The organism is Desulfovibrio sp. 7SRBS1, from assembly GCF_049723905.1.
Lineage (GTDB): Bacteria > Desulfobacterota > Desulfovibrionia > Desulfovibrionales > Desulfovibrionaceae.
On the sequence record NZ_JBJKFD010000001.1, the window covers coordinates 544278 to 567073 of the forward strand.

Consider the following 22796-nt stretch of genomic DNA (forward strand, 5'->3'; position numbering starts at 1 on the left):
GTGGAAATGTCATAATCTTGAGCTGAAACGGACACAGGTTTCGGTGTTATCTACTAAAATTCAAGACAGCGTGAACTAAATAAATGGCAGGAAACACACCTAAGGATACTAAGGGGGATGAGGTACGCATGACGCAGACCAGCACTCACCGAAAGCTTATTGAGTTGCCCGTTCCCACAACTGGGTTGTTTAAAAAGACACTCTACAATTTTTGTGTCACTCCTTCGTTGAACAGACTTTTATGTCTGCCTACTATAAATCGTATTTATTCCAATGTTGCCGACGTTGCAGATACAGATAAATTTCTTGAAAGTGCGCTGAAGGCTCTCCAGGTCAGTGTGCGCATCGATCCTTCGGACCTGGAAAAAATTCCAGCGAAAGGACCGGTGGTCGTTGTTGCCAACCATCCTTTTGGCGCGGTCGAGGGAATAATTTTGGCAGCAGCTCTTCGTCAGGTCCGGCCGGATGCCAAGCTTATGGCGAACTACATGCTCACTCTTATCCCCCAGATGAAGGATTGCATCATTTCGGTGGATCCCTTTGGAACAGGAGCAGCGGCAAAACGCAATATCGGTGCGCTCAAGGAATGTTTCCGTTGGTTGAAAAACGGCAATATGCTTGGTGTTTTCCCGGCGGGTGAAGTTTCTGCCCTGAACATAAAAAAGAGGGCCGTCACCGATAAAGAGTGGAGCCCGACTGTCGGACGCATCATCCGTAAGACCGGGGTGCCCGTTCTGCCTGTTTTTTTCAAAGGTTCCAACAGGGCACTTTTTCATCTTCTCGGGCTTATCCACCCCCGTCTGCGGACAATCATGCTGCCCCGTGAAATGCTGAATAAACGTGGGTGCACCATTGATATGGCGGTTGGGAACCTTATTCCCGCAAACAAGCTTGGTGGTTTCGAGTCCGACGAAAAGTTAATGGAGTACCTTAAACTCCATACCTATGTGCTTAAAAACCGCTACAAGAAAAACAAAAAAATTGTGCTGCCTGTCTCACCGCAGGCTTCAGAACCTATAGCTGAAGAGACAGCCCCGGAGCTAGTTCGCGGTGATATTGAGAAGCTGGGTGCAGAAAGTTTGCTTTTGGAAAGCGGTGACTACAAAGTTTACATCGCCAAGTACGAACAAATTCCAAACGCGATGCAGGAGCTTGCTCGATTGCGGGAGCTGACTTTCCGCGAGGTGGGGGAAGGCACAGGTTTGCCCCTAGATACGGATGAGTACGATAAATACTATCTGCATCTTTTGCTTTGGAATGAAAAGGAAAACGAAATTGCCGGTGCCTATCGATTGGGGCAGTCAGACGTTATTTTGGAAAAGTACGGCATTGAAGGATTTTACGTCGATACCCTATTCAAGTTGAGGCAGTCTTTTGTTGATAGGGTTCATCCCGGCCTGGAAATGGGACGTTCTTTTGTGCAGAAAAAGTATCAGCGCAGTTTTTCGTCCTTGTTGCTTCTGTGGAAGGGGATTGGGCGTTTCGTGTCCCGAAATCCTCAGTACAGTGTTTTGTTCGGCCCGGTAAGCATTTCCAATGATTATCATACGTTTTCACGCGAGCTTATGATGCGGTTTTTGTCTCTGCACATGGGAAGTTCCATGAAAAAGGCTGTGAAAGCGAAAACCCCGCCCAAGCTCAAGCCATTGCCTCTGGCTGGCCTGGAAATCAAAACCGCACGTACAGTATGTAGAAACGTGGAAGATTTGGCGGCGCTTATTTCCGGTGTTGAGTCTGATGCCAAGGGGATACCAGTATTGTTGCGGCAGTATCTTAAGTTGGGCGGAAAGCTTTTGGCCTTCAATGTAGACCAAGACTTTTTTGACGCCTTGGATGGCTTGATTTTAGTGGACTTGAAAAAGACAGACCCCAAAATACTCGCCCGCTATATGGGAAAGGAAGAGTCACAGAAATTCCGCGAGTTGCATGGGCTTGTCTAGATTTTTATGCTCACAAAATGAAAAGGCACGGGACGATTCCCGTGCCTTTTCATTTTGTGAGCATTAGAAAGCGGAAGCAAAGTCTATTGGTGGAAAATGTCCTTTAGCCACTGTGGAATGCGGACAGGTTTGCCCGTGCTGATGCTGACAACTGCATGTTCGGTGTAGCCCGTGGCAACGAGAGTTGGGGCGTCCATTTGCTTCCAGATTTGATAGGTGAAGGTTACCGAAGCTCTCCCCCATTTTTCAATTGCGCAGCGCACAAAGAGCTCATCATCGTAGCGAGCCGGATAAAGGTAGCGGCAATAGGCCTGGCGAACCGGCAGGATGATGTCCTTTTCTTCCACTTCGGCATAGCTCATTCCCTGCTCTCTGATGAGCTGGCTTCGGGAACGTTCAAACCAATGGTTGTATTCGCCGTAATAGGCGACGCCTGCACAGTCGGTTTCTCCATAAGATACATGAAATGCAAACCATGTTTCCGGATTGGCAAAACCGTCCATGCGCTTATCGTACGAAAGTGTCGTGGGAATTTGCGTATTCATGTCGGTAAACTAACGTTGGGGAGTCCAACTTGGCAAGTGGAGCATTGGCATTGGCTGTTTAATAGGTAACGAAAGAAAACCCTTCACCCCAAAAGTCTCCTCCGTAAAGCAGGGCCAGGAAACAACCTGTTGCCAGATACGGCCCAAATGGAAGGCGGGAGGTTCTGCCGATTTTCCGTCCAGACAGAGCCACAATCAGTGCGGTAAGCAACGCACAAAGACAGCCCAGAAATACGGCAAAGGGCAATAGAGTCGGACCACACAACGCCCCAATCATGAGCATGAGTTTCACGTCTCCCAAGCCCAATCCTTCTTGTCCCCGAAGAACGCCGTAGATGAAGCGGAGCAGCCAGAAGATTCCGGCTCCTGCAGCTGCAGCCCCCAGTACTTCCAGTGGAGGATGCTTCAATAGGACAATGGCGGCAAAGGCGCTGAAAAGAAAACCCGGAAGAATGATCACATCTGGCAGGATCATGATCTCTGCATCGATGCCGGAAGCCACGATGAACACTCCTGTCACTATCAGATAAATGAACCACTCCGGGGAGCCGCCAAACCTAAGTGCAAGGAGCATTGCTGATAGGACAGAAACGGTCTCCACAACAGGGTACCGCAAAGGAATTGCTGCCTTGCAGCCGGAACAACGGCCTTTCAGTATAAGGTAGCTGACAATCGGCACCATTTCCTTGGGAAGCAACGGCTTGCCACAATCGGAGCAGTGGGGCCCGGAGGGGCCGTTGTATCGGACTCGGAAATATAGCGATCAATGCAGGCATTGTAGAAACTGCCCAGCATCAGACCGGAAATCGTAGCGAAAAAAGTAAATATGTAGACTTCCATAGGATTTGGCGAAGGCTTTTAGCTTTTTGCCATATGCCGCGGACGAATGTTTTCTTCGAAAAAGTTCAGAGCGGCCAGAATGGTCGTATCCATGTCGTAGTATTTGTATCCACCCAGCCGCCCTCCGAAGAGCACGTTTTTCTGTTCAGCGGCTTCTTCCTTGTACGTCGCATACAAAGCGTCGTTCTGCTTTGTCGTTACGGGGTAATAGAGTTCTTCGTCCTCGCTCGTCACATCTTTGGAGAATTCCTTGAAAATAATCGTGGCGTCGTTCCGGTGCTCTCTTTCCGGGTGATAGTGCTTGAACTCGTGGATTCGGGTATAGGGAACTTCCGCCTCGGCGTAATTGATGACCGAGTTGCCCTGGTAGTATTCCATATTGTGGCGTTCCACCTCGAACTTCAAAGTCCTCCAACCGAGGCGGCCATGCTTGTAGTCGAAAAAGCGGTCCATGGGGCCTGTAAAGATAACAGTGCACTCGGGGGGAAGCTGATCGCGCAGATCGAAAAAATCGGTATTCAGGTGCAATTCAATACGTGGATTATCGAGAATGCGGCGAAAGACTGCCCCATATCCGTCTACTGGGATTCCTTGATGTGGGTCGTCGAAATAGTCGGTTTTGAGCGTGCGACGAAAGGGGAGTCGGGTGATGATATAGGCGGGCAAATCTTTGGGGTCCATGTTCCATTGTTTGATTGTATAGCCCCGCACAAAGGCCTCATAAAGCGGACGGCCAATCAGGGTGATTGCTTTTTCCTCCAGGTTCTTGGGATCTGTAATCCCCTCGCGTTCAATATCCTTTCGCAAAAAGTTTTCAACCTCTCCGGGAGTCAGATCGGTGCCGTAGAAATTATTGATGGTATGCAGGTTGACGGGCATGGTGTAGGTTTTCCCCAGATACTTGGTGAAAACCTGATGGCGATACGAGTTAAACCTTGTGAATTTGGTTATGTACTCCCAAACCTCTTCATGCTTTGTATGGAAGATATGGCTGCCGTATTTATGGCACTCTACGCCGGTTTCCGGGTCTTTTTCAGAATACGAATGACCGCCGATATGGTCGTGTTTATCGATGACAACGACTCTTTCTCCAAGCTCAGAGGCGATACGCTCGGCCACTGTGGAGCCGAAAAAACCGGCTCCCACCACAAGGTATCTGCATCTGGAAATATCCAGCATTTTTTTTGCTCCCTCATCTCGTGTTAAAGACAAAAGACTTTGCGCGCCAATTGTCTTTTCAAGTTATGGCGGAAATTTTCGTTCTCTTCAATCGTGCCGTGTGAACAATTCGTTGTTGCACTGAAGTCTTGTATTGTTTGTTGCAGGTTCGTGCTTTGGTCCCATACGATCAATGGGGGACAAGTGATTTCCTTGAGCCTGTCACCAGTGGTTGAGATATGGTTCGTAGCGAGTGTAAAACGGCCTTGACCTTCGGATACAAAGAAGTCGCGAATTTGGATTGGGTACCAACCACAAAACCGAGAATTGGGGGAGGAGAATGGAAGAGTTTGCCATACCACTTGGATATGGGGGTTCCCTTAGTCACCCCCATTTCGTCCTGTGGGGGATTGGGCTCGGCCTTCAATGTCTTTGCGGTTGTCTGGTCAGAGCGAGAGTGTGATATTTCTTCACCCATGGGCCTTAACAAGTGGGCCTCCCTAACGTAGGTTCCCAACACGGGAGAACGGATTGCATATGCATTTCATTTTGCCCTCAAACTTTTGGTTTGAGCCATTTTTTTCTTTGTAGGGCGCCGTATACGGCATTTTATGAGAATTAGTATGTTGAAACATGATACGAGCAGGAAATGCAAAATGTCTGAAAATAATTTTTTGCCATGTGTTGAGCAAGACGATCCGCATACAGTACCGGATGCGAAACATATCGCTTTGGTCAGTATAGATTTACAGAATGATTTCTGTTCTGTTTCTCCTGAAACGAGCGGCGGGGAAGGGGACTCGGTGGTTGAGCATTCGATCCGTCTGACGCGCGGCTTCCGTGCGGCAGGGCTTTTGATTACACATGTCGTACGTTTGTATCTGCCAGATGGGTCCAATGTTGACCCTGTTCGGCGGGAAGCAGTTCGGCAAGGCATGCAAAAGGTCATTGTCGGAACCGACGGGGCAGCGTCCGTGCCGGGGTTGCTTCCTCCTGGAAGCAGTGTGCGTGAGGATGATCTTTTGGCTGGAAATCCCTGCCAGGTTGGGGCAAATGAGTTTGTTGTGTATAAGCCTCGGTGGGGTGCTTTTTACCGGACCTGTCTTGAAGACGTGCTTGCGGGGCACGAAATAAACACTTTGGTGATTTGCGGAACGGTCTTTCCAAATTGTGTCCGTGCTACCATTCATCAGGCATTGGAAAGGGACTTTCGGGTTGTTTTGGCCTGTGACGCCATTGCAGGCATTTATTCACGTGGAGTCCAGGAATACATTGGCATGGGGGCCAGTGCATTGTCTGTAGACGAGATCCTCAAAAGGTTTTGTTAACAGCCCTGCCGTTGGGGCGGCGAGGCGAAGTGCATTGACAAAATCAGGATCAGAGGTCAGTTGAACCAACACGTTTAATGAAACAGGAGTGGGAAAATGTTTGAGAATATTGATGATATAACCGTAGATTATGAAGAGGGCGGCCAGCTTCTGGTTAAGGAGTTGGATAAGGTGGTTTTGTCCAAAGGGGCATGGACCACGATTCTTTTTCGTTTCAAGCAGTGGGACAACAAACTCGAGGATTACGGGCCGGAACGCTACATCATCCGGCGTTACCGTAAAATGCAGGGGGAGTATAAGCCGCAGTCCAAGTTTACTATCTCCAGTGTCCGCCAGGCCAAAATGATTGTTGAGGCTTTGAACACCTGGATTGAAGCGGCTGAAAGCCAAGAGTAATTTTTTTGTAATGCTATTTAAAGGCCGCTTCACGCGGCCTTTTTGTTCTGCCTGCTTCCCCTTTATTCTGTCTCTTTCCAAAAGACACTTTCTGGCATACGACCCAACTTTTATTCATCCGTCCATGGTTATACTTTGGCTGGAGCATTTATTGGAGAAATGATGATGCTTGTCTATTTGAAGTTGGTGGCCAGTATGGTCATTTGGGGCGGAACCTGGGTTTCTGGGCGTTTTGTAGCCGGGCAGTTGGATCCGTTTAGTGCCGCTTTTTTGCGTTTTTTGGTTGCTGGCGTTTTTATGGCCTTTATGACCATGCGTGTGGAAGGCAAACCTTTGCGTCTTGAACGTAGTCAAATCCTTCCGGCCCTCCTGCTCGGATTGACCGGAGTCTTTGCCTATAATGCTTTCTTCTTTCGCGGGTTGCAGCTTGTGGAAGCCGGAAGGGCGGCCCTTCTTATTGCGGCTTCTCCTGCCATTATCGCCCTTTGCTCCAGAATTGTTTTCAAAGAGCGTCTTGGACGGCAGGCTGTTTTCGGGATTCCCATATCTCTTTTCGGAGTGTGGATAATCATGTCAAAGGGGGATCCTCTGTCGCTCTTCAGGCAGGGGATGAACATGGGCGATCTTTATATCATCGGCTGTGTCCTTAGCTGGGCTGCATATACGCTGAGCGGCAAGCGTGCCATGAATGTTATGAGCCCGAACCAGTGCGTCACCTGGTCCTGTATTTTCGGAGACATTATGCTTTTGGGACCGGCATTGTGGGAAGGTGTGGCATGGCGAATCCCCGATTTGTCCTGGGTAATTTGGGCGAATGTCTTTTTTCTGGGTGTTTTGGCTACAGGACTGGCTTTTTCTTGGTATTATCAGGGCATCAAGGTCATTGGTGCCGGAAGAACAGCCGTGTTTATCAACTTGGTTCCGGTAAGCGGTGTATTGTTGGGCATACTTATCCTGCACGAGTCTGTCAGCCTGTCTCTTATTTTGGGAGGGCTTTTGGTTCTTTCCGGAGTGTGGCTCACAAATCGTAAATCCGCTTCAGCGCGTTAGTCGTTCCAAAGATTGTTTCCTGTAGGCTGTTTTTCCATTTGCTAAGAAAACTGTAATCCAGCCAGCGGTTTTAAATACAAAGTGCAATGCACCAAAAGGCCGGTACTCTTCAAAGAGTACCGGCCTTTTGGTGATGAGGAAATGTGTAAGGAGAGTTCACGCATCAAACCGTTCGTGCAGGCTCGAACGAATGAATGCCACAGCCATATTTGCGGTATCCTTATCATAAAGGAGGCGGATGTGATTTATGGGCTTGGTCATCTGTTCCTCCCACTCCGATCCTTTGGGCGGTTTGAGTCCCTTGGGGGGCATGACCATGTTATCGAACGGAGAATATATCGCCAGAGAGGGTACGTTGCAGTTGCAGGCATTCTTGTTGAGTTTGCGCATGAAAGGGGCTTTGTAGCGCAGGTTGAGCGCTGTACGGCCGATGCCAAAGGCCGCCAGTTTGCTTCCACGGTGGGGAGTCGCCAGGGTGACTACTGCGGATACTTTTTGCCGGAACGACTCATCGCTCATGCATGAACGGATATAAAGCCCGCCAAGACTGTGACCAACGAGAACCAATGGCCTGTTCGGGTGTTGGGCGGCGATCTTCTCGATTTCCCTTTTGATGACCGGGACGGTTTCATCATAGGTCCGCAAAAGACTGCCGTAGTTCAGGCAGTGGGTGTTGACCAAACCGGCTTTTTTAAACCAGCGGCGAAAAAGAAGCCATGCCGAGGCATTGTGGTAAAGACCATGAACAAATACCACCACCGGCCCGGTTCCGTTGTCGCGGGAATCGCAAACTCCGGGAATGCGATGCATGAAATAGGTGAGATAAACAAAAATTTGGGTCAGGAATGCGTACAGAATACTTTTGACAAAAAAGAGGCCGAGATGGCCCTCCGCCATATTATGCAAACGGGCGTGGTGTTTTCTGCCGGCAATTTCATACCATAACAGGCCGTAACTGACGGTAGCCACAAACAGAGCCAATCCAAGAAAAGTATATACTATTACCATAGTAAGTCCCTTACGTTTATTATGTTCCTTTATGCCTGCCTTTAGTGTGTTTTCATGGCGCGGGCAATGGGGTATGTATGCGAACCATAAGTTTGAACACAGCGAGCAATTAAACCCTATCAGGTATGTTTTCACGAAAAAAATTTCGTCCGTGATAATCCTCGACACATAACAGGGCCGCTCCTGCAGAATGTTGGCCACAGTCGCGGAGATGAATTTCGATATCCCTTTTGAGGTATCGTCCGAAATTTAAAAAGGAGCATCATGCACAAGACGATTCTCTGTTTGGATATTGGCAGCGGTACACAGGATGGATTGCTATATATCCCCGGGGAGCGGCTGGAAAATTGCCCCAAATTCGTTCTTCCTTCGCCAGCCAAGCGTATTGCCCATCAGCTCAACGAGTTGGCGGGCATGCGTCCGGAAGGCATTTACCTTTATGGGCACAATATGGGCGGAGGAATTGGCGGAGCCGTACGGTCCTGTTTACAACAGGAGATTCCTTTCGCAGCCCATCCCGAAGCGGCACTGACTTTGGCTGATAATCCTGAAAGGGTGACAGGCATGGGGATTACTTTGGCGGAACAGTGTCCTTCCGGCTACCTGTCAGTTTTGCTGTCCGATTTCGAGCCTGGGTTTTGGCGTACTTTTCTTGCTTCCATTCAACTTTCATACCCCACTTTGTTTGCTTGCTGTGTGCAGGATCATGGAAATCACCCTGGAATGAGCAATCGAATGGGGCGCTTCAATCTTTGGAAACGTTTTCTGCAAGAAGGAAAAGGGCGCCTGGATTACCTTATTTACGAACAACCTCCCAAAGAACTTACCCGCCTTGCCTCTTTGCGTCAGTGTATGGGCGGAGGCGTTGTTTGTGATTCCGGGGCCGCAGCCGTTCTTGGCGTGCTTTTTATGCCGGAAGTGCGTGAACTGTCCATGCGTGAGGGTATTATGGTTGTCAACATTGGCAATAGCCATACCGTGGCGTTTTTAGTCTTTGATGAACGTATTTGGGGAGTGTACGAGCATCATACCGGACTTTTGGACGGCGAGCAGCTTAACAGCGATTTGGATCGTTTTCGGTCTGGTTCGTTGACTTTTGAAGACGTTTTCGAGGCAAACGGGCACGGTTGTATGAACTTGGAGACGCCAGTCCAGGCGGCTGGATTCAAAACGACGTATGTGATTGGCCCTCGACGGGACATTCTGGGTGGATATCCCGTTGTGTTTCCCGCACCCGGAGGAGATATGATGCTGGCCGGAAGTTTCGGGTTGCTCCAGGCGCTTGAGTTGAAGGGACTGCTTGCATGACTGATATTGCGGGAGGCGATAAATCTGCTTTGGTTGCAGAGTATCTGCGTGAAGTCGGATGGATTTCGCAGCCTTTTTCGGCCCGAGATGTCCGTTTTTTGGCCGCAGGGGAGTACAACGAAAACTATCTGGTTGATGTTGGCCCGGGGTATGTTCTGCGGATTAATCATGGCAGCCAGCTGGGGCTTGAAAATCAGATCAGCTACGAATTCAACGTACTGAAGGCAATAGCTCCATCCGGAGTTACCCCGGAGCCGTACAAGCTGGATGCCAGGCAAACTCCCATGGGACGCGGTGTGCTTCTCATGCGTTACCTGCCGGGCGATGCGTTTAACTATAAGCGTGACGCGTTCAAAGCGGCTCGCACCTTTGCCCGCGTCCATTCGCTTCCCGTTTCCTCAAATCTCCTTGTGCAGGCTGATCCTGTAGGAGGCATCGCCGCGGAAAGTCATGGACTCCTGCTACGGTATGCTGAACATCCTTTGAAGGAGCTTAAGCCTCTTTTGCTGCGATACCATGAAAGTATCCAACGGCTTGCAGAAGATACGCGACCGTTGTTTGCAGACGATCCCATGGTGATGGTTAATACTGAAGTGAATTCTGGTAATTTTATTGTTTCTGGTGAAAAAGCCTGGCTGGTTGACTGGGAAAAAGCAGTTGTGTCCAGCAGGTATCAGGATCTGGGACATTTTGTTGTGCACACAACAACGCGCTGGAAAACCGATTTCACTTTTTCTGAACGTCTGAAGCGTGAATTCATTTGTGCGTATCTGCATGCTGGAGAATGGGACATTAATCTGGAAGAAGCGTTATACAAAACAGAGGTACTTGAAAAAACCATTCTGCTTCGGGCTCTTTCTTGGTGTTACATGGCCTACTACGAGTACACCCGGCCTGGAAGAGTACTAACCAATCGGGATACATTCAGTAAAATCAAAGAGTATCTGGATGGGGCGGAATGCATTTTAGCGTGACCGGATTAAGCAGAAGTTACCAGGGCAAACCGATACTGAAGGATGTAAGCTTTCAGGTTATGCGAGGAGAACTGGTTTCAATTGTCGGTCCTTCCGGGGTGGGAAAGACCACTTTGCTTCGCATTTTGGCCGGGTTGGACGAGGCATCCGAGGGTGTAATTGATTATGCCGAGCCCTTGTCCAAGGAGAGCCCGGCGATTCTTGTTTTTCAGGACTACCAGCTGTTTCCTAATTTGAACGTCTCTGCAAACGTGGAGTTCGGCCTTCGGGCAAGAAAAATTCCCAAAGTTGATCGCCAGCACAACGTGCGGGAAATCCTGGGGGAATTCGATATGCTCGAATATCAAATGCATTATCCAAATCAGCTTTCTGCCGGACAGAAGCAGCGTGTTGCCCTGGCCCGAGCCATGGTGGTGCGTCCTTCTCTTTTGTTTTTGGATGAACCTTTTGCCAATCTCGATCCGAGTCTCAAAATGCAGACTGCGGAGTTCATACGGCAAACACAAAAGCGGTTTGGAGTGACTACGGTCAGTGTGACGCATGACTTGGAAGAAGCCTATTACATGTCTGACAATATCGGCCTTATGTTGAATGGGCGTATAGTACAGTTTTGCGGTGCTCGGGAATTGTATCATTTGCCGGTCTCTTTGGAGGCGGCTCGTTTTTTAGGGCCCGTGAATGTTTTTCCTCGTAGCGTTTGGAGTTATCTCGACGGTATCTTGGAGTCTGCACCAGCCGACGATTCGCTATACTCCCGTCCTGAAGGGCTGGAGATAGAACCGGATGCTAATGGGCCTGGGGTTATTTCCAGTGCGGGGTTTGCCGGTCATTTTCACAGATACAGAGTCCGCCTCAATGGAACAGAAATAGTGGTGTACAGTGCTCTCGGTGGTTTACGGGAGGGCCAGCGGGTTCGAATAAAAATCACGCAACGAATGGTAGTTACGGGAGTACATTGATGAAAAGACTGTGCTTTAGCTGCTTGCTGGGGATGCTCTGCTGGCTGGCGATTTTGTCCGGGTGTTCGCAGGAAAATGAGGCGAAGAATCAAGACTGGCTTGCGGCTGATTGGGGGCAAGTGGAGGCTGCAGCCAAGGGAACTACGGTTCGGTGGTATATGTGGGGAGGAGACCATAAGATCAACAGGTGGGGCGACACGTATGTCGCGGCGCAGTTGAAAGACCGTTATGACATAACCCTGATACGGGTTCCCATGGATGCCAATGTTTTTGTCAATAAACTGCTGACGGAAAAAAGCGCGGGTAAAAAGGATGGGAGCATTGACCTGTTGTGGATCAATGGGGAAAACTTCAAGAATGCAAAGGAAGGAAACCTTTTGTTCGGTCCTTATGCGGACAAGCTGCCCAATTTTACTCAGTACGTAGAGCAAAGGCTTGTTAAACACGATTTCGGCTATCCTGTGAACGGATACGAGACGCCTTACGGTTGGGCACAATTTGTTTTTGGGTACGACGCAGTGAGAACACACGAACCACCGCGATCTTTTGCCGCACTTACGAAATGGGTCAAAAAGCATCCGGGAAGGTTCACATATCCTCAGCCGCCCGACTTTACGGGATCTGCATTTATCAGGCAGGCTTTTTATGCCGTAACCGGTGGGGCCGAGCAGTATCTTAAAGGGTTCGATGCAGCTTTATTTGACAAGCAGGCTCCCAAGCTTTGGGCCTACCTAAACGAAATCAAACCCTACCTGTGGCAGGAGGGAAAGGCGTATCCCAAGGATGTTGGTGCGTTGGACTCTCTGTTTGAACGGGGCGAGGTGGATGTGACCATGTCGTATCATCCACTGCATGTGCAGAACAAAATTTTGGACGGCGCCTTTCCTTCATCGGTTCTTTCGTATGTTATGGCCGAAGGGTCTATCTTTAATCTTCATTTTACGGCCATTCCTTTTAATGCGCAGAACAAGCCCGGAGCCATGGTCACAGCCAACTTTCTGATGTCCCCAGAGGCTCAGTTGTCCAAGCTGGATCCCCATAATTGGGGAGACTTTCCCGCCATTGCCATGGATAAGATTTCCCAAGACCAACGAGACAAGTTCAATGCTCTTGACCTTGGAGCTTCCACTCTTAGCCCGGAAAAACTCAGCGCGTCTGCTGTACCTGAGATTCCTGCGGCCTACTTGGAAAAATTGGAAAAAGGCTGGGATGAAAACGTATTGCATTAGACTTAAAGAAAAAGGAAGCCGGGTGACCCGGCTTCCTTGGAGATAGAATTTTGAAAAGAAGGGCCTAAGAAAAAGGCCCTTCTCTTTTACTATGCTGATTGTTGAGCGGCCTTTTGACCGCGCACATACTTGAGCATGAATGCGACGAAGGCGACACCGGCAAGAATAATACCGATGATTACCGACAAATTGTAATCGAGGTTGAAGCCAATTTTGGCGTTCAGAATGAAGGTGCATGACACTGCGGTCATAAATACTGCAGGGATGGTTGCGATCCAGTGCAGCTTTTCCTTTTGGGCGAGGTATGCAGCTCCGGCCCACAGAACCATGGTAGCAAGGGCCTGGTTGGAAAAACCGAAGTAACGCCAGATGGTCGAGAAGTTTTGGGTTGAGATAATGAAACCAAGAACAAACAGAGGAATAGCAATAAGCAGACGTTTGGAAATTGCACTCTGCTTCATCTTGAATACTTCAGCTACAATCAGACGGGTGGAGCGAAAGGCGGTATCACCGCTGGTGATGGGCAGCACGATGACGGCCAGAATGGCCATGGTGCCACCTACGGAACCAAGAAGGCTATGGGAGACTTCAGCCACGACGGCAGCGGGGGAACCGGCCGAAATGACAGCCTGCAGGGCTTCCGGGGAGTTGTAGAAAGAGAGGCCGATGGTAGCCCAGATAAGGCCGATGATACCTTCGATGACCATGGCACCATAGAAAACAGAGCGGCCTTCTTTTTCATTTTTTACGCAGCGAGCCATGAGAGGCGATTGTGTGGAGTGGAATCCGGAAATGGCACCGCATGACAGTGTGATGAAAAGCAGGGGCCAGATGGGCTTACCCGTAGGACTGGTATTAACAGTGAAGTCGAGATTGGGAAGAATCGGATGGCCGGACAACATCAGTGCCACAATAAGGGACACTGTCATAACCAGCAGCAGGGCGCCCAGCAAGGGGTAAATGCGACCAATGATCTTGTCTATGGGAAGTATTGTTGCCAAAAAGTAATAGCCGAAGATGCAGGCTACAAAAATGGATGTGTCGATTCCTGTGAGTCCATTGAGGAGCTTGGCCGGGCTGAGTACAAAGACAACGCCGACGAGCATCAGCAGAACAAAGGAAAAGACGCGAAGAACCTGGCGGGCAGACATGCCGAGATATTCCCCAACCACTTCGGGAATGCTTGCTCCATTGTTGCGCACGGAGAGCATTCCGGAAATGTAGTCATGCACAGCGCCGCCGAAAATGCAGCCGATGACAACCCAGAGAAGGGCTGCAGGGCCGTACAGGGCACCGAGAATAGGACCGAAGATGGGGCCGATTCCCGCAATGTCCAGCACCTGGATAAAAATCAGTTTCCAGCGTGGCATGGGGATGTAGTCGATGCCGTCCTGAAGGGCGATAGCCGGTGTAGTCCGGTTCGCGTCTGGGGCAAAAATTTTGTCTACAAAGGTTCCGTAAACGAAATAACCTACGATAAGTAGGCCGACACAGGCGAAAAAGAATAGCATGAGACACCTCCAGAAAAGTTGGTTGCCGGTTTTGGGCCCAAATGATGTCTCAACTTTAGATCAGCTCCACGGGGATTGCCTCGCCTATCCGACGAAATGACTTTTTGCCTGGATGAACCGCCTCATATTGCTGACGGGGCGTACGAAGATCAGTCTGATATAGCAGTGTTTGGTATTTGGGAGTGATTTTCCGGATGAGTAGGGATCTGAAAGCTGATGTTCGTTCCTTGGCCCGGTTCACTGATGATATGCAAAGAATATCCGGGGCCGTAGATCTGCTCAAGACGGTTGGCGCAATTTTTTACGCCTATCCCTTGTCGTGTGCCCTCCATATGGTGGCGGGAGAGGATGTTGTGTAAAGTTTTTTTGTCCATCCCTACACCGTCGTCAACAACGCTGATGGACAGATGACCATTATTGCGGGAGGCGCTCAATTCGACGCACCCGCCGCCTTCCAGGCCGGAAATACCGTGACGGATCGAGTTCTCAACCAGTGGTTGGATGAGAAGGGGAGGGATGGGGACATCTCGGCAGGACGAGTCGATATCCATGCTCACCTTTATGCGATCTCCAAAGCGGGCTTGCTCAATGGCCAGATAGGAGTTGATCTGTTCCAGCTCATGTTGCAACGGGACGAAATTTTGAGAGGAGTCTAGATTTTTGCGCATGTAGAGGGACAGGTCCAGGAGTAGTTCGCGTGCTTTTTCCGCATTGGTCCGGCAGAATGAAGCAATAGTATTCAGCGAGTTGAACAGAAAGTGTGGATTGATTTGGGTCTGCAGGCGGCGGATTTCGGCCCTGGCAAGCAGCTGTTCTTTTACCTGGATATCTTCCAACTCCAGTTGGGTTGAAAAAAGGTTCCCCAGTCCCTTTGTCAGCTCGAACATGGTTCGGTTGAGCGGAGCGTATTCACTGCCGTAGAATTTGAGAGAGCCAACCACGGTGCTGTTCTTTTTCAGGGGAACAATAGTCGCAGAGTCCAGCGGGCAGCCTTGATGGTCACAGCCGATACGGCTTGCCGAGGTGATGAATACGGCTTCGCCGGTCCGCAGCACCTCTTTGGTTGCCCTGGTTCGTACGTCGTGGCTTACCAGATGGTGATCGCTTCCTTCGCCAACATGGGCAAGCACTGTCCGTGTGTCGGTAACTGCCACGGCAGCTACGCCAACACGTTTATGGATTATTTCTGCAGTTGCCTGGGCAGATTCAAGGGTGAGCCCCGAGCGCAGATAGCTGACCGTGTGATTCGCGATGTCGAGAATCTGTTGGGCGTGCAGTGATTCGCGTCGGTCCCTGTCCTGAATGAACATGTTGATGATTTCGACAAAAAGGGCCGATCCCAGAGTGTTGATAATGATCATGGGAGCGGCAATGAGTTTGACCAGTTCCACGGCGTCAATGTAATTTCTGGACAGTGTAAGCACCAGAACCATATGGATTGTTTCGCCCGCAAAGGTAAGCGGAGCAGCTACCATCCAATTGAGGGCCCGATTTCCCATCTTATAGCTGATAAGCCCTGCCACAAGACCTTCGAGTGCAGTGGATATGCCGCATGGCCAGGCGCTGAAGCCATTCAGATCGGTGAGAACCCTATGGGCACCGGCTATCAGACCAGCTCCAAGCCCCACCACGGGGCCTCCAAAGAGACCGCCAGTAACGACCGCCATTGCCCTTAGGTTGGCGACGGACTGGAAAACGAGGTTGCCTGTGTAAGTACCGATGATGCCGAATACTCCGAAAAAGATGATCAGAAAAAGCGTTTTTTGGCGGGTCTGCATTGGGCTGAACCCGATGCGTTTTACCGGGGCGAATGTAAGAAGCAGAAAAGCGCCGCCCACAAGTAGCCCGAATCGTTCCGCCAGGGTGACGATGATTTCCTGAGTATGCATTTGTTAGAGTTCCACTGCCGCGCGAAAAGCCTTTACGCGAGCTTTGTTGATTGTAATATCCGTAGTGGCTCCGTCGCTGAGCGTTGCCACATATTTCCCGTTGAACCAGGGAGCATAGGAGCGGACGTAGGTCAGGTTGATCAGCTGTGAACGGTTGGCCCGGAAAAAAGGGTAGCCGCACAACCGTTCCTCGATTTTTTCAAGTGAAAGGTCGGAAGGACAGGTAAACGATTTTTCCTTTGTGTACGCTAGGACGCGTTTTTCTGCCGTCTGAAAATAAACGACTTCCCGTGGGCTGAGGAGCACATTGCGTCCGTTGCATTCAACACTGATACGGGCGATATCCGGTCCTATTCCGGCTACAGCCAGCAAGGTCCGTAAATCTGGAGATGGATTTATTGTATCGTTAGGCGCCCCGGAAAGCTGGGTACGAATTCGCTCTACACTTTTTTGCAGGCGACTTGCCGAGATGGGTTTCAGCAGGTAATCCACGGCATTTTCTTCGAAAGCCTGGATAGCGTAGTTGTCGTAGGCTGTGGCGAAAACCACCAAGGGTGGGTGCTTCATCTGCACAATATCTTCAAGCACCTGAAAACCACTTTTCCCCGGCATCTGAATATCCAGAAAAACAAGATCGGGTTTGGACTCTAATATGACGCGTACCGCCTCCTGACCTGTGGATGCCGTTCCTACAACTTGTACGTCGTCAAATTTGGAAAGCAGATAAGCGAGCTCATCCAGCGCAGGCGGCTCGTCGTCTACGAGTATTGTGCGAATGGAAGTAGGTATTGCGTCGGATGATGCAGAAACAGCCATATAATTTCCCCGGACCGCTCCCTAAGCTGGTCTTCTGGCCCCCGTCGTCAGGGAGTAAGCAAGCAGATCGATGGATGTCAATCGAAGAGTTGAAAAGGGGAAGCGGGCGCGCTGATAATCGCGTCCGCTTTGCGAGTATTATGGTCGGCTAAAATGGCATGCGGAGTTGGTCAACTCTTCAGTCTAGGCCATTTTGTCGGTACAGATTAGGGGATGGGACATCTCCAGGATCCCCCATATGCTTAACATTCTATGTGTACAGCTTTCAGGGGGCAGGGCACACTTTGGATTATCTGTAGAAACGTAATTTGCATCAGTTTGTTGTCTTCTCTGGTAGTGGGGGGCTGGCTGTTGTTTCACTCTTTCTTCATTCCGAACATTCTGCCTTGATATGTCGAAACCGAGGGATAGACATTTGACCCACGAGCAGCAGGATACTAGGATACAAGTTCTTGGCGTCCAGGAAAGTTCAAACAAACTGCCGGGATGCGTTCCTGACTATTCATCCATGAGGTTACACTGTGAAATTCATTTTCGTTATGGCGCAAGTCCACTCTTTGGGAGACCCCGAACAGAATCTAGAAATCGCCAGGGACGTTGTATCCGAGGCCAAAGATGCATTCCGTGCTGATCTGGTCCTGTTTCCGGAAGATTTTATGAGCCGTTTTCCCCGTGGAACGAAACGGGAAACACGGCTGAGTACCGCTCAGTCCATTGATGGCCCTTTTGTTGCGGGAATGAAAAACGTGGCCAGGGAAAACGATATGTGGCTGGTCTTTGGTATGAACGAGATTGTTGAAGACCCTCAGGATGAACGGATTTACAATACAACGGTCATTTTGGATAACCACGGGGAGCTGGTCGGGACCTACCGCAAGACACATCTATATGACGCGTTTGGTCACAAGGAGTCGGCCAACAAAAAGCCTGGCGAGGCCCTTTTCGTCCCCATAGAGACCCCTTTTGGGAAGCTGGGACTGTTCGTCTGCTACGAGGTGCGTTTCCCGGAGGTGGCTCGATATCAGGCGCTCCATGGAGCAGAAATCATCCTGATGCCAACCGCATGGGTAAGGGGGGATCTGAAAAGCCAGCAGTTCTTGAGCCTGATCTCCGCCCGGGCAATTGAAAACGCTGTGTACATGCTGGCCTGTAATCAGATCAATGAAGCAAACATGGGAGAGAGCGTAGCCGTGGACCCCATGGGGGTGGTCATTGCGTCCGGCGGGGAAGTGCCACAGCTGATCCCCTGCCATCTGGATACGGACCGCGTGCAGGAAGTCCGCAAGAAAATGCCTTCCTATCTCAACAGGCGGCCGGATCTGTACAATTAGAACCTGTCAGCTGGAAGGCTTGCGGCGTTACCGTAAACCGCGATCGATCCAATATTTCCCTGTTTTTACTGTATGTTATAAGTAATATTTTTCTTTTTTGGAGCCTCTTTTTCGGGGGCCTTTATCCTCTTTTAAGAGTGAGTTTTTCTTCGGCAGCTAAGCCCGGTTTTGTCGGCGTCTGAGCAGACAAAATATAGTTGTCCCGAATTGTTGTGTAAACCGCGTAGCGTTGAATTGGACTATGCCTTGTACTGTGTTCACAGGAACACGAATGCAGTGGCATACCCTAGCTGTTACGGATTTATTCAGGCGTGTTGATGGATGTTCAGGAGGTCTTTTCCCATATGAATCACAGAGTGTTGCTGGTCTCTACATCAAATAGTCTGAGCCGCCAGGCGGCCATTATTGCCAAAGGCCTAGGGTTGAGACTGGATATACGCAAGGGCGGGTTGCTCACGGATGGGCACCTGCATGCGTTGGAGCAGGAAAGCAAATACGATGTTTTTATTTCTCTAGGAGGAACAGCCCTTCTGATGGAGGAGGCACTGTCCAAGCCGGTTATTCCGATCAATATTTCGGTTGCCGACTATGTGCAGGCACTCAACAAGGCGAAACGCTTTGGGCGCAAGGTGGCACTGATCAGTTACGATTGTCCGGTGCTCAAGGAATTGGAGAGTTTGGCCCAGTTGACGCCTGATTTTGACTTTAAGCTGTTTCCCTACTCCAGCAAGGCGGATTTCAAGGATCAGATCAACCGGGTGTTTTCCCTGTCCGATTACACGGTCATTGGACTTGGGGCCTGTACCTGCGATCACGTCAAGACCCATGGCGTGAATTATGTCATGGTGGAGTCGTCCAAGGATAATATTCGCAGTGCGCTGATGGCAGCTAAAAATATCATCGACTTGAATTACAAGGAAAGGCTTACCGCCAGCCGTGTGACAAATATCCTAAACTATTCCAGGGAAGGCATCTTCAGCGTGGGGAAGGACGGGGTTGTCCAAATAATGAACTTCGCGGCGGAGAAGATTTTCAATGTGCATCTGGCAGATGTGGTCGGCAAGCCCATTGATAGTCCCGACGTACCGCATATTTTCCGCGACATCTACGAGGATGGGAGTTTCCTCGTCAATAAAACCGTTGTCAGCGGGGAAAATGCCTTCATCGTCAACCGTATCCAGCTGAGCATTAAAAAGAGTATCGAGGAGACTTTGGTCACTTTTCAGAGTATCTCCGACATCCAGTCCCTGGAGCGGAAATCCCGCAACGCCCTCAAGAATGCGGGCTTGGTGGCCAAGAAGACTTTACAGAATATCGTTTTTTTAAGCCCCCAGATGCGCGAGACCGTGCTAAGGGCCCAGCAGTTCGGCAGCACTGAGGCCGCCGTGCTCATCGAAGGAGAGACCGGGACCGGAAAGGAACTCTTTGCCCAGGGCATCCATAATTCCAGCCCCCGATGTAATGGGCCGTTCGTGGCCATCAACTGTGCAGCTCTGCCGCAGAGCCTTCTGGAAAGCGAGCTTTTCGGCTACACCAGCGGCGCTTTTACCGGGGCCAGAAAGGGCGGCAAGACCGGACTGTTTGAGTTGGCCCACAACGGGACCATTTTTCTGGACGAGATTGGTGACATCTCTCCCTTGATCCAGAGCAGATTGTTGCGCGTTCTGCAGGAAAAGTCCGTACTTCGTGTGGGAGGGGACAGGATTGTGGACGTAAACACACGGATCGTGGCCGCCACCAACAAAGATCTTTGGGCTATGTCCGAGGAAGGGACCTTCCGTAGCGATCTCTTTTATCGGCTCAGTCTGCTCAACCTCTCCATAGCCCCATTACGAGAACGCCCCGATGATATCGAGACGCTCAGTAGACATTTTCTTGCCTCCAAGGGCGCCATGTACGGCGTGGAGTCCAAAGAACTTTCCCCGCGGACTATAGACATGATGTGTGGTTACGACTGGCCGGGTAACGTGCGGGAGCTGGAAAATTTTATAGAGAAGCTGCTTATTCTCCAGCCCTTGGAGAGCAGTCTGGACTACTCCGCCATGAAACTGCTCGGAGAGAGGACGCGCCGCAAACAGGGGCGAAAGGAAAGTGCTTGTTTCGATGACGCTCCTGGAACGATGACGATTCATGTGGGCTCGCTCAAGGATATGGAGAACGAAATCTTTAGTAAGATGCTGGACCGCATGGACGGAAATCAAACCCAGACGGCTCGTCGGCTGGGCGTGAGCCGGGTCACCCTCTGGAAACGGCTCCAGGGAAATGAGTTCACGCAATAGTTCTGCTCCCAAAAGAGTGAGGCCGGAACGATCCTATGTCGATCGTTCCGGCCATGACTTCCATCCTTGCAGTAGAGGGAGGGCTTTTCTGGACGGAAGCTTATAAGACCGCCCCTGTCCGTTTATCGGGGTATCGGAACGAGCTTCGGGGCCTTCTTGGCGATTTCTTGTCGGCTATTGGTGGGCTATGGAGAACTCGTGTGCCTTTTCCTGGCCTCGCAGTACGCGAAGCGCGCCCAAAGCCAGGGCCTGCAGTTCGTCCTCACCCGGTTCGATGAAGACCGGTCCGAGAAAGGAGATGCGATCCTTGATCCATTTCGTCAGCAGTTTTGAATAGGCCACGGCTCCGGTGATGATGATGCCGTCAAGTTCACCGTAGAGCACAGTGGTCAGACCGCCGAGGATTTTGGCTGTCTGGTAGGCCATACCCTCGTAGATGAGCGCGGCCTGTTCGTCTCCCTCATTGATGCGTCGTTCCACTTCAAGCGCGTTGTTGGTGCCCAGATAGGCCACCAGCCCGCCCTTGCCGCGGGTCCTGCGGGTGAGGGATAACCGGTTGTGCTCACCGGAGAAGGCGCTGTCGATGAGCTGCCGAACGGGCAGGCCGCCGGAGCGCTCCGGGGAGTATGGTCCTTCTTCGTCGGTTACAACATCAATCATCCGGCCGTTTTTGAGGACGCAGGCACTGATGCCGCCGCCCATGTGGCTGACGACAAAGGAGCACTGTTCAAAGACTTTGCCTTCCCGTTCGGCCACACGCCGGGCAACGGCCCGCATGTTCAGCACATGGCATGATGCGCGACGTTTCATTTCGGGTAGGCCGCTCAAGCGGGCAATGTCCTCCAGCTGATCCACGACGACTGCGTCGTAGATGTAAGCTGGAATGCCCAATTTCTGGGCGATATCGTAGGCGAGCATGCCACCGATATTTGAGGCGTGGTCGTCTATGGGGCGGTCACGCAGGAATTCGAACATCTCCTGGTTCACGGCATAGGCACCCTGCTTGAGGGGGGGGAGTTTTCCGCCCCTGCCGGACACGGCGCTCAGGCTCTGAAGGTCCACACCCTTTTCGTCGAGACATTTGAGCAATGCCTCCCGGCGCATGGGGAATTGTTCGGTCATGCTGTTGGTGAAACGGGCCAGTTCCTCCGCCGGATGGTCTACCTTGTGTTCGAAGCGCAGTTGCTCGTTGTCGAATACTGCGATTTTTGTGGAGGTCGATCCCGGATTGATGGTCAGGATGACGTGGTTGTCTTGGGACATGAATTTTCTCCGGCTATTGCTCGCCCAAGGTCGCGGAGGCCGCGAGGACCAAGGGCCAATACTTGTCCTGGGTGGCGGCGGCGCGCGACGTGAGCACGATGGGGCCGCGCCCGCCGATGACGATGCCCGCGCTGCGGGAATGACCGGCGTAGCGCAGGGCTTTGATCAGGACGTTGGCAGAGACGATGTCCGGCAGGGACAAAAGGTCGGCGTCGCCCTGAATGGGACTGTCGAATTTTTTAATCCGGGCCGATTCGGGGCTCATGGCCAGATCATAGGAGATCGGTCCCTCGACTACGCAGTCGCCCAGTTCACCGGCCTGACCTGCCTTCTTGAGCTCCAGGGCGTCCATGGTGGCCTGCATCTTGGGGTTGGGCACTTCGGTAGAGGCTATGGCCGCCACCTTGGGAGTGGAGAAGCCCATGGCCTTCATGGTGTTCACCGCATTGACGATGATTGCCTTGCGCTGGTCCAGGGAAGGCGTGATGTTGATGGCGCAGTCGGTCAGCCCGAACAGCTTGGGGTGGTCGGGCAGTTCGATGATGCTCAGGTGGGAAATGAGGTTCCCGGTGCGGAAGTCGGCTTCCTTGCTGAACAGGGCCTTGAGCATGGTCGCGGTGGGGATGTTGCCCTTCATCAGAAAGTCGGCACGGCCCGAAGCCAGGGACTGGCCCGCCTTGACCGCGGCTTCCTCGGGGGAGGCGGCGTGTTCGATTGCATAGTCGTCCGGAGCCATGCCCAAAAGCTCCAGCTGTTCTTGGATGACGTTGCTGTCACCGAACAGGATCGGAGAGATGAGTCCGTCCTGTTTGGCGTCGCGTACTGCCTCCAGCACATGACTTTCCGTGGCGTTGATCACGGAAACGGTGCGCGTGCCGTTTTTGCTGCTGCGCACCTTGTCGGCGAGTTGTTCCAACGTGGTATAAGACATGAATTCCTCTCAGGTATGGTCCCGGGGCCTGCATGCAGTAC

19 protein-coding genes and 1 pseudogene are annotated in these 22796 nt (G+C 51.1%); 10 read left to right on the top strand and 10 right to left on the bottom strand.

The genetic code is table 11. The features are described from left to right. Positions 1–128: 128 nt before the first annotated feature. Entirely contained in the window at positions 129–1940 is a 1812-nt protein-coding gene (locus tag ACI0FJ_RS02685; RefSeq protein WP_424298612.1) for a lysophospholipid acyltransferase family protein, read from the top strand. Positions 1941–2023: 83 nt separating this feature from the next. Here the strand turns inward: ACI0FJ_RS02685 and ACI0FJ_RS02690 are convergent, their stop codons facing one another. The 4 genes and pseudogenes from ACI0FJ_RS02690 to glf form a co-directional block, all read right to left on the bottom strand. After that, positions 2024–2485: an acyl-CoA thioesterase gene (locus tag ACI0FJ_RS02690; RefSeq protein ID WP_424298614.1), complete on the bottom strand. Its 462-nt coding sequence runs from the start codon at positions 2483–2485 to the stop codon at positions 2024–2026. Between the two features lie 58 nt (positions 2486–2543). Then, entirely contained in the window at positions 2544–3059 is a 516-nt protein-coding gene (locus tag ACI0FJ_RS02695) for a prepilin peptidase (protein WP_424306458.1), read from the bottom strand. Further along, positions 3051–3194 (bottom strand): annotated as a pseudogene (locus ACI0FJ_RS02700) (prepilin peptidase); the annotation flags it as partial. The gene ACI0FJ_RS02695 and the pseudogene ACI0FJ_RS02700, both read right to left, overlap by 9 nt. 149 nt (positions 3195–3343) lie before the next feature. Beyond that, positions 3344–4504: a UDP-galactopyranose mutase gene (gene glf, locus ACI0FJ_RS02705; protein ID WP_424298617.1), complete on the bottom strand. Its 1161-nt coding sequence runs from the start codon at positions 4502–4504 to the stop codon at positions 3344–3346. Positions 4505–5139: 635 nt separating this feature from the next. Between glf and ACI0FJ_RS02710 the strand changes: the two genes are divergently transcribed. The 3 genes from ACI0FJ_RS02710 (at position 5140) to ACI0FJ_RS02720 (ending at position 7257) form a co-directional block, all read left to right on the top strand. Continuing rightward, complete coding sequence (locus tag ACI0FJ_RS02710) at positions 5140–5811, top strand: cysteine hydrolase family protein (protein ID WP_424298619.1); 672 nt, start codon at positions 5140–5142, stop codon at positions 5809–5811. Positions 5812–5907: 96 nt separating this feature from the next. Then, entirely contained in the window at positions 5908–6207 is a 300-nt protein-coding gene (locus ACI0FJ_RS02715; protein WP_424298621.1) for a hypothetical protein, read from the top strand. Between the two features lie 162 nt (positions 6208–6369). After that, positions 6370–7257: a DMT family transporter gene (locus tag ACI0FJ_RS02720; protein ID WP_424298624.1), complete on the top strand. Its 888-nt coding sequence runs from the start codon at positions 6370–6372 to the stop codon at positions 7255–7257. A gap of 156 nt (positions 7258–7413) precedes the next feature. On the opposite strand, the gene ACI0FJ_RS02725 is transcribed toward ACI0FJ_RS02720, so the two are convergent. Further along, complete coding sequence (locus tag ACI0FJ_RS02725; RefSeq protein WP_424298626.1) at positions 7414–8265, bottom strand: esterase/lipase family protein; 852 nt, start codon at positions 8263–8265, stop codon at positions 7414–7416. A 264-nt stretch (positions 8266–8529) separates the two neighbouring features. Here ACI0FJ_RS02725 and ACI0FJ_RS02730 point away from each other — a divergent pair, with 264 nt between their 5' ends. From ACI0FJ_RS02730 to ACI0FJ_RS02745, 4 genes are read left to right on the top strand one after another with little or no spacing between them, the layout of a single operon-like run. Beyond that, positions 8530–9573: a DUF1786 domain-containing protein gene (locus ACI0FJ_RS02730; RefSeq protein WP_424298629.1), complete on the top strand. Its 1044-nt coding sequence runs from the start codon at positions 8530–8532 to the stop codon at positions 9571–9573. Then, positions 9570–10547, top strand: coding sequence for a phosphotransferase family protein (locus ACI0FJ_RS02735; RefSeq protein WP_424298632.1), 978 nt, complete (start codon positions 9570–9572; stop codon positions 10545–10547). Before ACI0FJ_RS02730 ends, ACI0FJ_RS02735 begins: the two co-directional genes overlap by 4 nt. Beyond that, complete coding sequence (locus ACI0FJ_RS02740; protein ID WP_424298635.1) at positions 10532–11506, top strand: ABC transporter ATP-binding protein; 975 nt, start codon at positions 10532–10534, stop codon at positions 11504–11506. Before ACI0FJ_RS02735 ends, ACI0FJ_RS02740 begins: the two co-directional genes overlap by 16 nt. Next, a complete protein-coding gene (locus ACI0FJ_RS02745; protein ID WP_424298638.1) occupies positions 11506–12735 on the top strand; it encodes an ABC transporter substrate-binding protein in 1230 nt (409 codons plus the stop codon). Before ACI0FJ_RS02740 ends, ACI0FJ_RS02745 begins: the two co-directional genes overlap by 1 nt. Positions 12736–12824: 89 nt before the next feature. On the opposite strand, the gene ACI0FJ_RS02750 is transcribed toward ACI0FJ_RS02745, so the two are convergent. The 3 genes from ACI0FJ_RS02750 to ACI0FJ_RS02760 form a co-directional block, all read right to left on the bottom strand. Beyond that, on the bottom strand, positions 12825–14246 hold the full coding sequence (locus tag ACI0FJ_RS02750; protein ID WP_424298641.1) for a carbon starvation CstA family protein: 1422 nt from the start codon (positions 14244–14246) through the stop codon (positions 12825–12827). A 149-nt stretch (positions 14247–14395) separates the two neighbouring features. Further along, positions 14396–16135 carry a LytS/YhcK type 5TM receptor domain-containing protein gene (locus tag ACI0FJ_RS02755; protein ID WP_424298644.1) on the bottom strand — a complete coding sequence of 580 codons (1740 nt, stop codon included), beginning with the start codon at positions 16133–16135 and terminating at the stop codon, positions 14396–14398. A gap of 3 nt (positions 16136–16138) precedes the next feature. Continuing rightward, positions 16139–16951: a LytR/AlgR family response regulator transcription factor gene (locus tag ACI0FJ_RS02760; RefSeq protein WP_424298647.1), complete on the bottom strand. Its 813-nt coding sequence runs from the start codon at positions 16949–16951 to the stop codon at positions 16139–16141. 521 nt (positions 16952–17472) lie between these two features. Here ACI0FJ_RS02760 and ACI0FJ_RS02765 point away from each other — a divergent pair. Next, a complete protein-coding gene (locus ACI0FJ_RS02765) occupies positions 17473–18282 on the top strand; it encodes a carbon-nitrogen hydrolase family protein (RefSeq protein WP_424298650.1) in 810 nt (269 codons plus the stop codon). Positions 18283–18626: 344 nt separating this feature from the next. After that, complete coding sequence (locus ACI0FJ_RS02770; protein ID WP_424298653.1) at positions 18627–20561, top strand: sigma 54-interacting transcriptional regulator; 1935 nt, start codon at positions 18627–18629, stop codon at positions 20559–20561. 174 nt (positions 20562–20735) lie between these two features. Here ACI0FJ_RS02770 and buk read toward each other — a convergent pair whose 3' ends face one another. Continuing rightward, positions 20736–21824, bottom strand: a complete 1089-nt coding sequence (buk, locus tag ACI0FJ_RS02775; protein WP_424298656.1) for a butyrate kinase — start codon at positions 21822–21824, stop codon at positions 20736–20738. Positions 21825–21837: 13 nt separating this feature from the next. Further along, positions 21838–22755 carry a phosphate acyltransferase gene (locus ACI0FJ_RS02780; protein ID WP_424298659.1) on the bottom strand — a complete coding sequence of 306 codons (918 nt, stop codon included), beginning with the start codon at positions 22753–22755 and terminating at the stop codon, positions 21838–21840. Positions 22756–22796 lie beyond the last annotated feature (41 nt).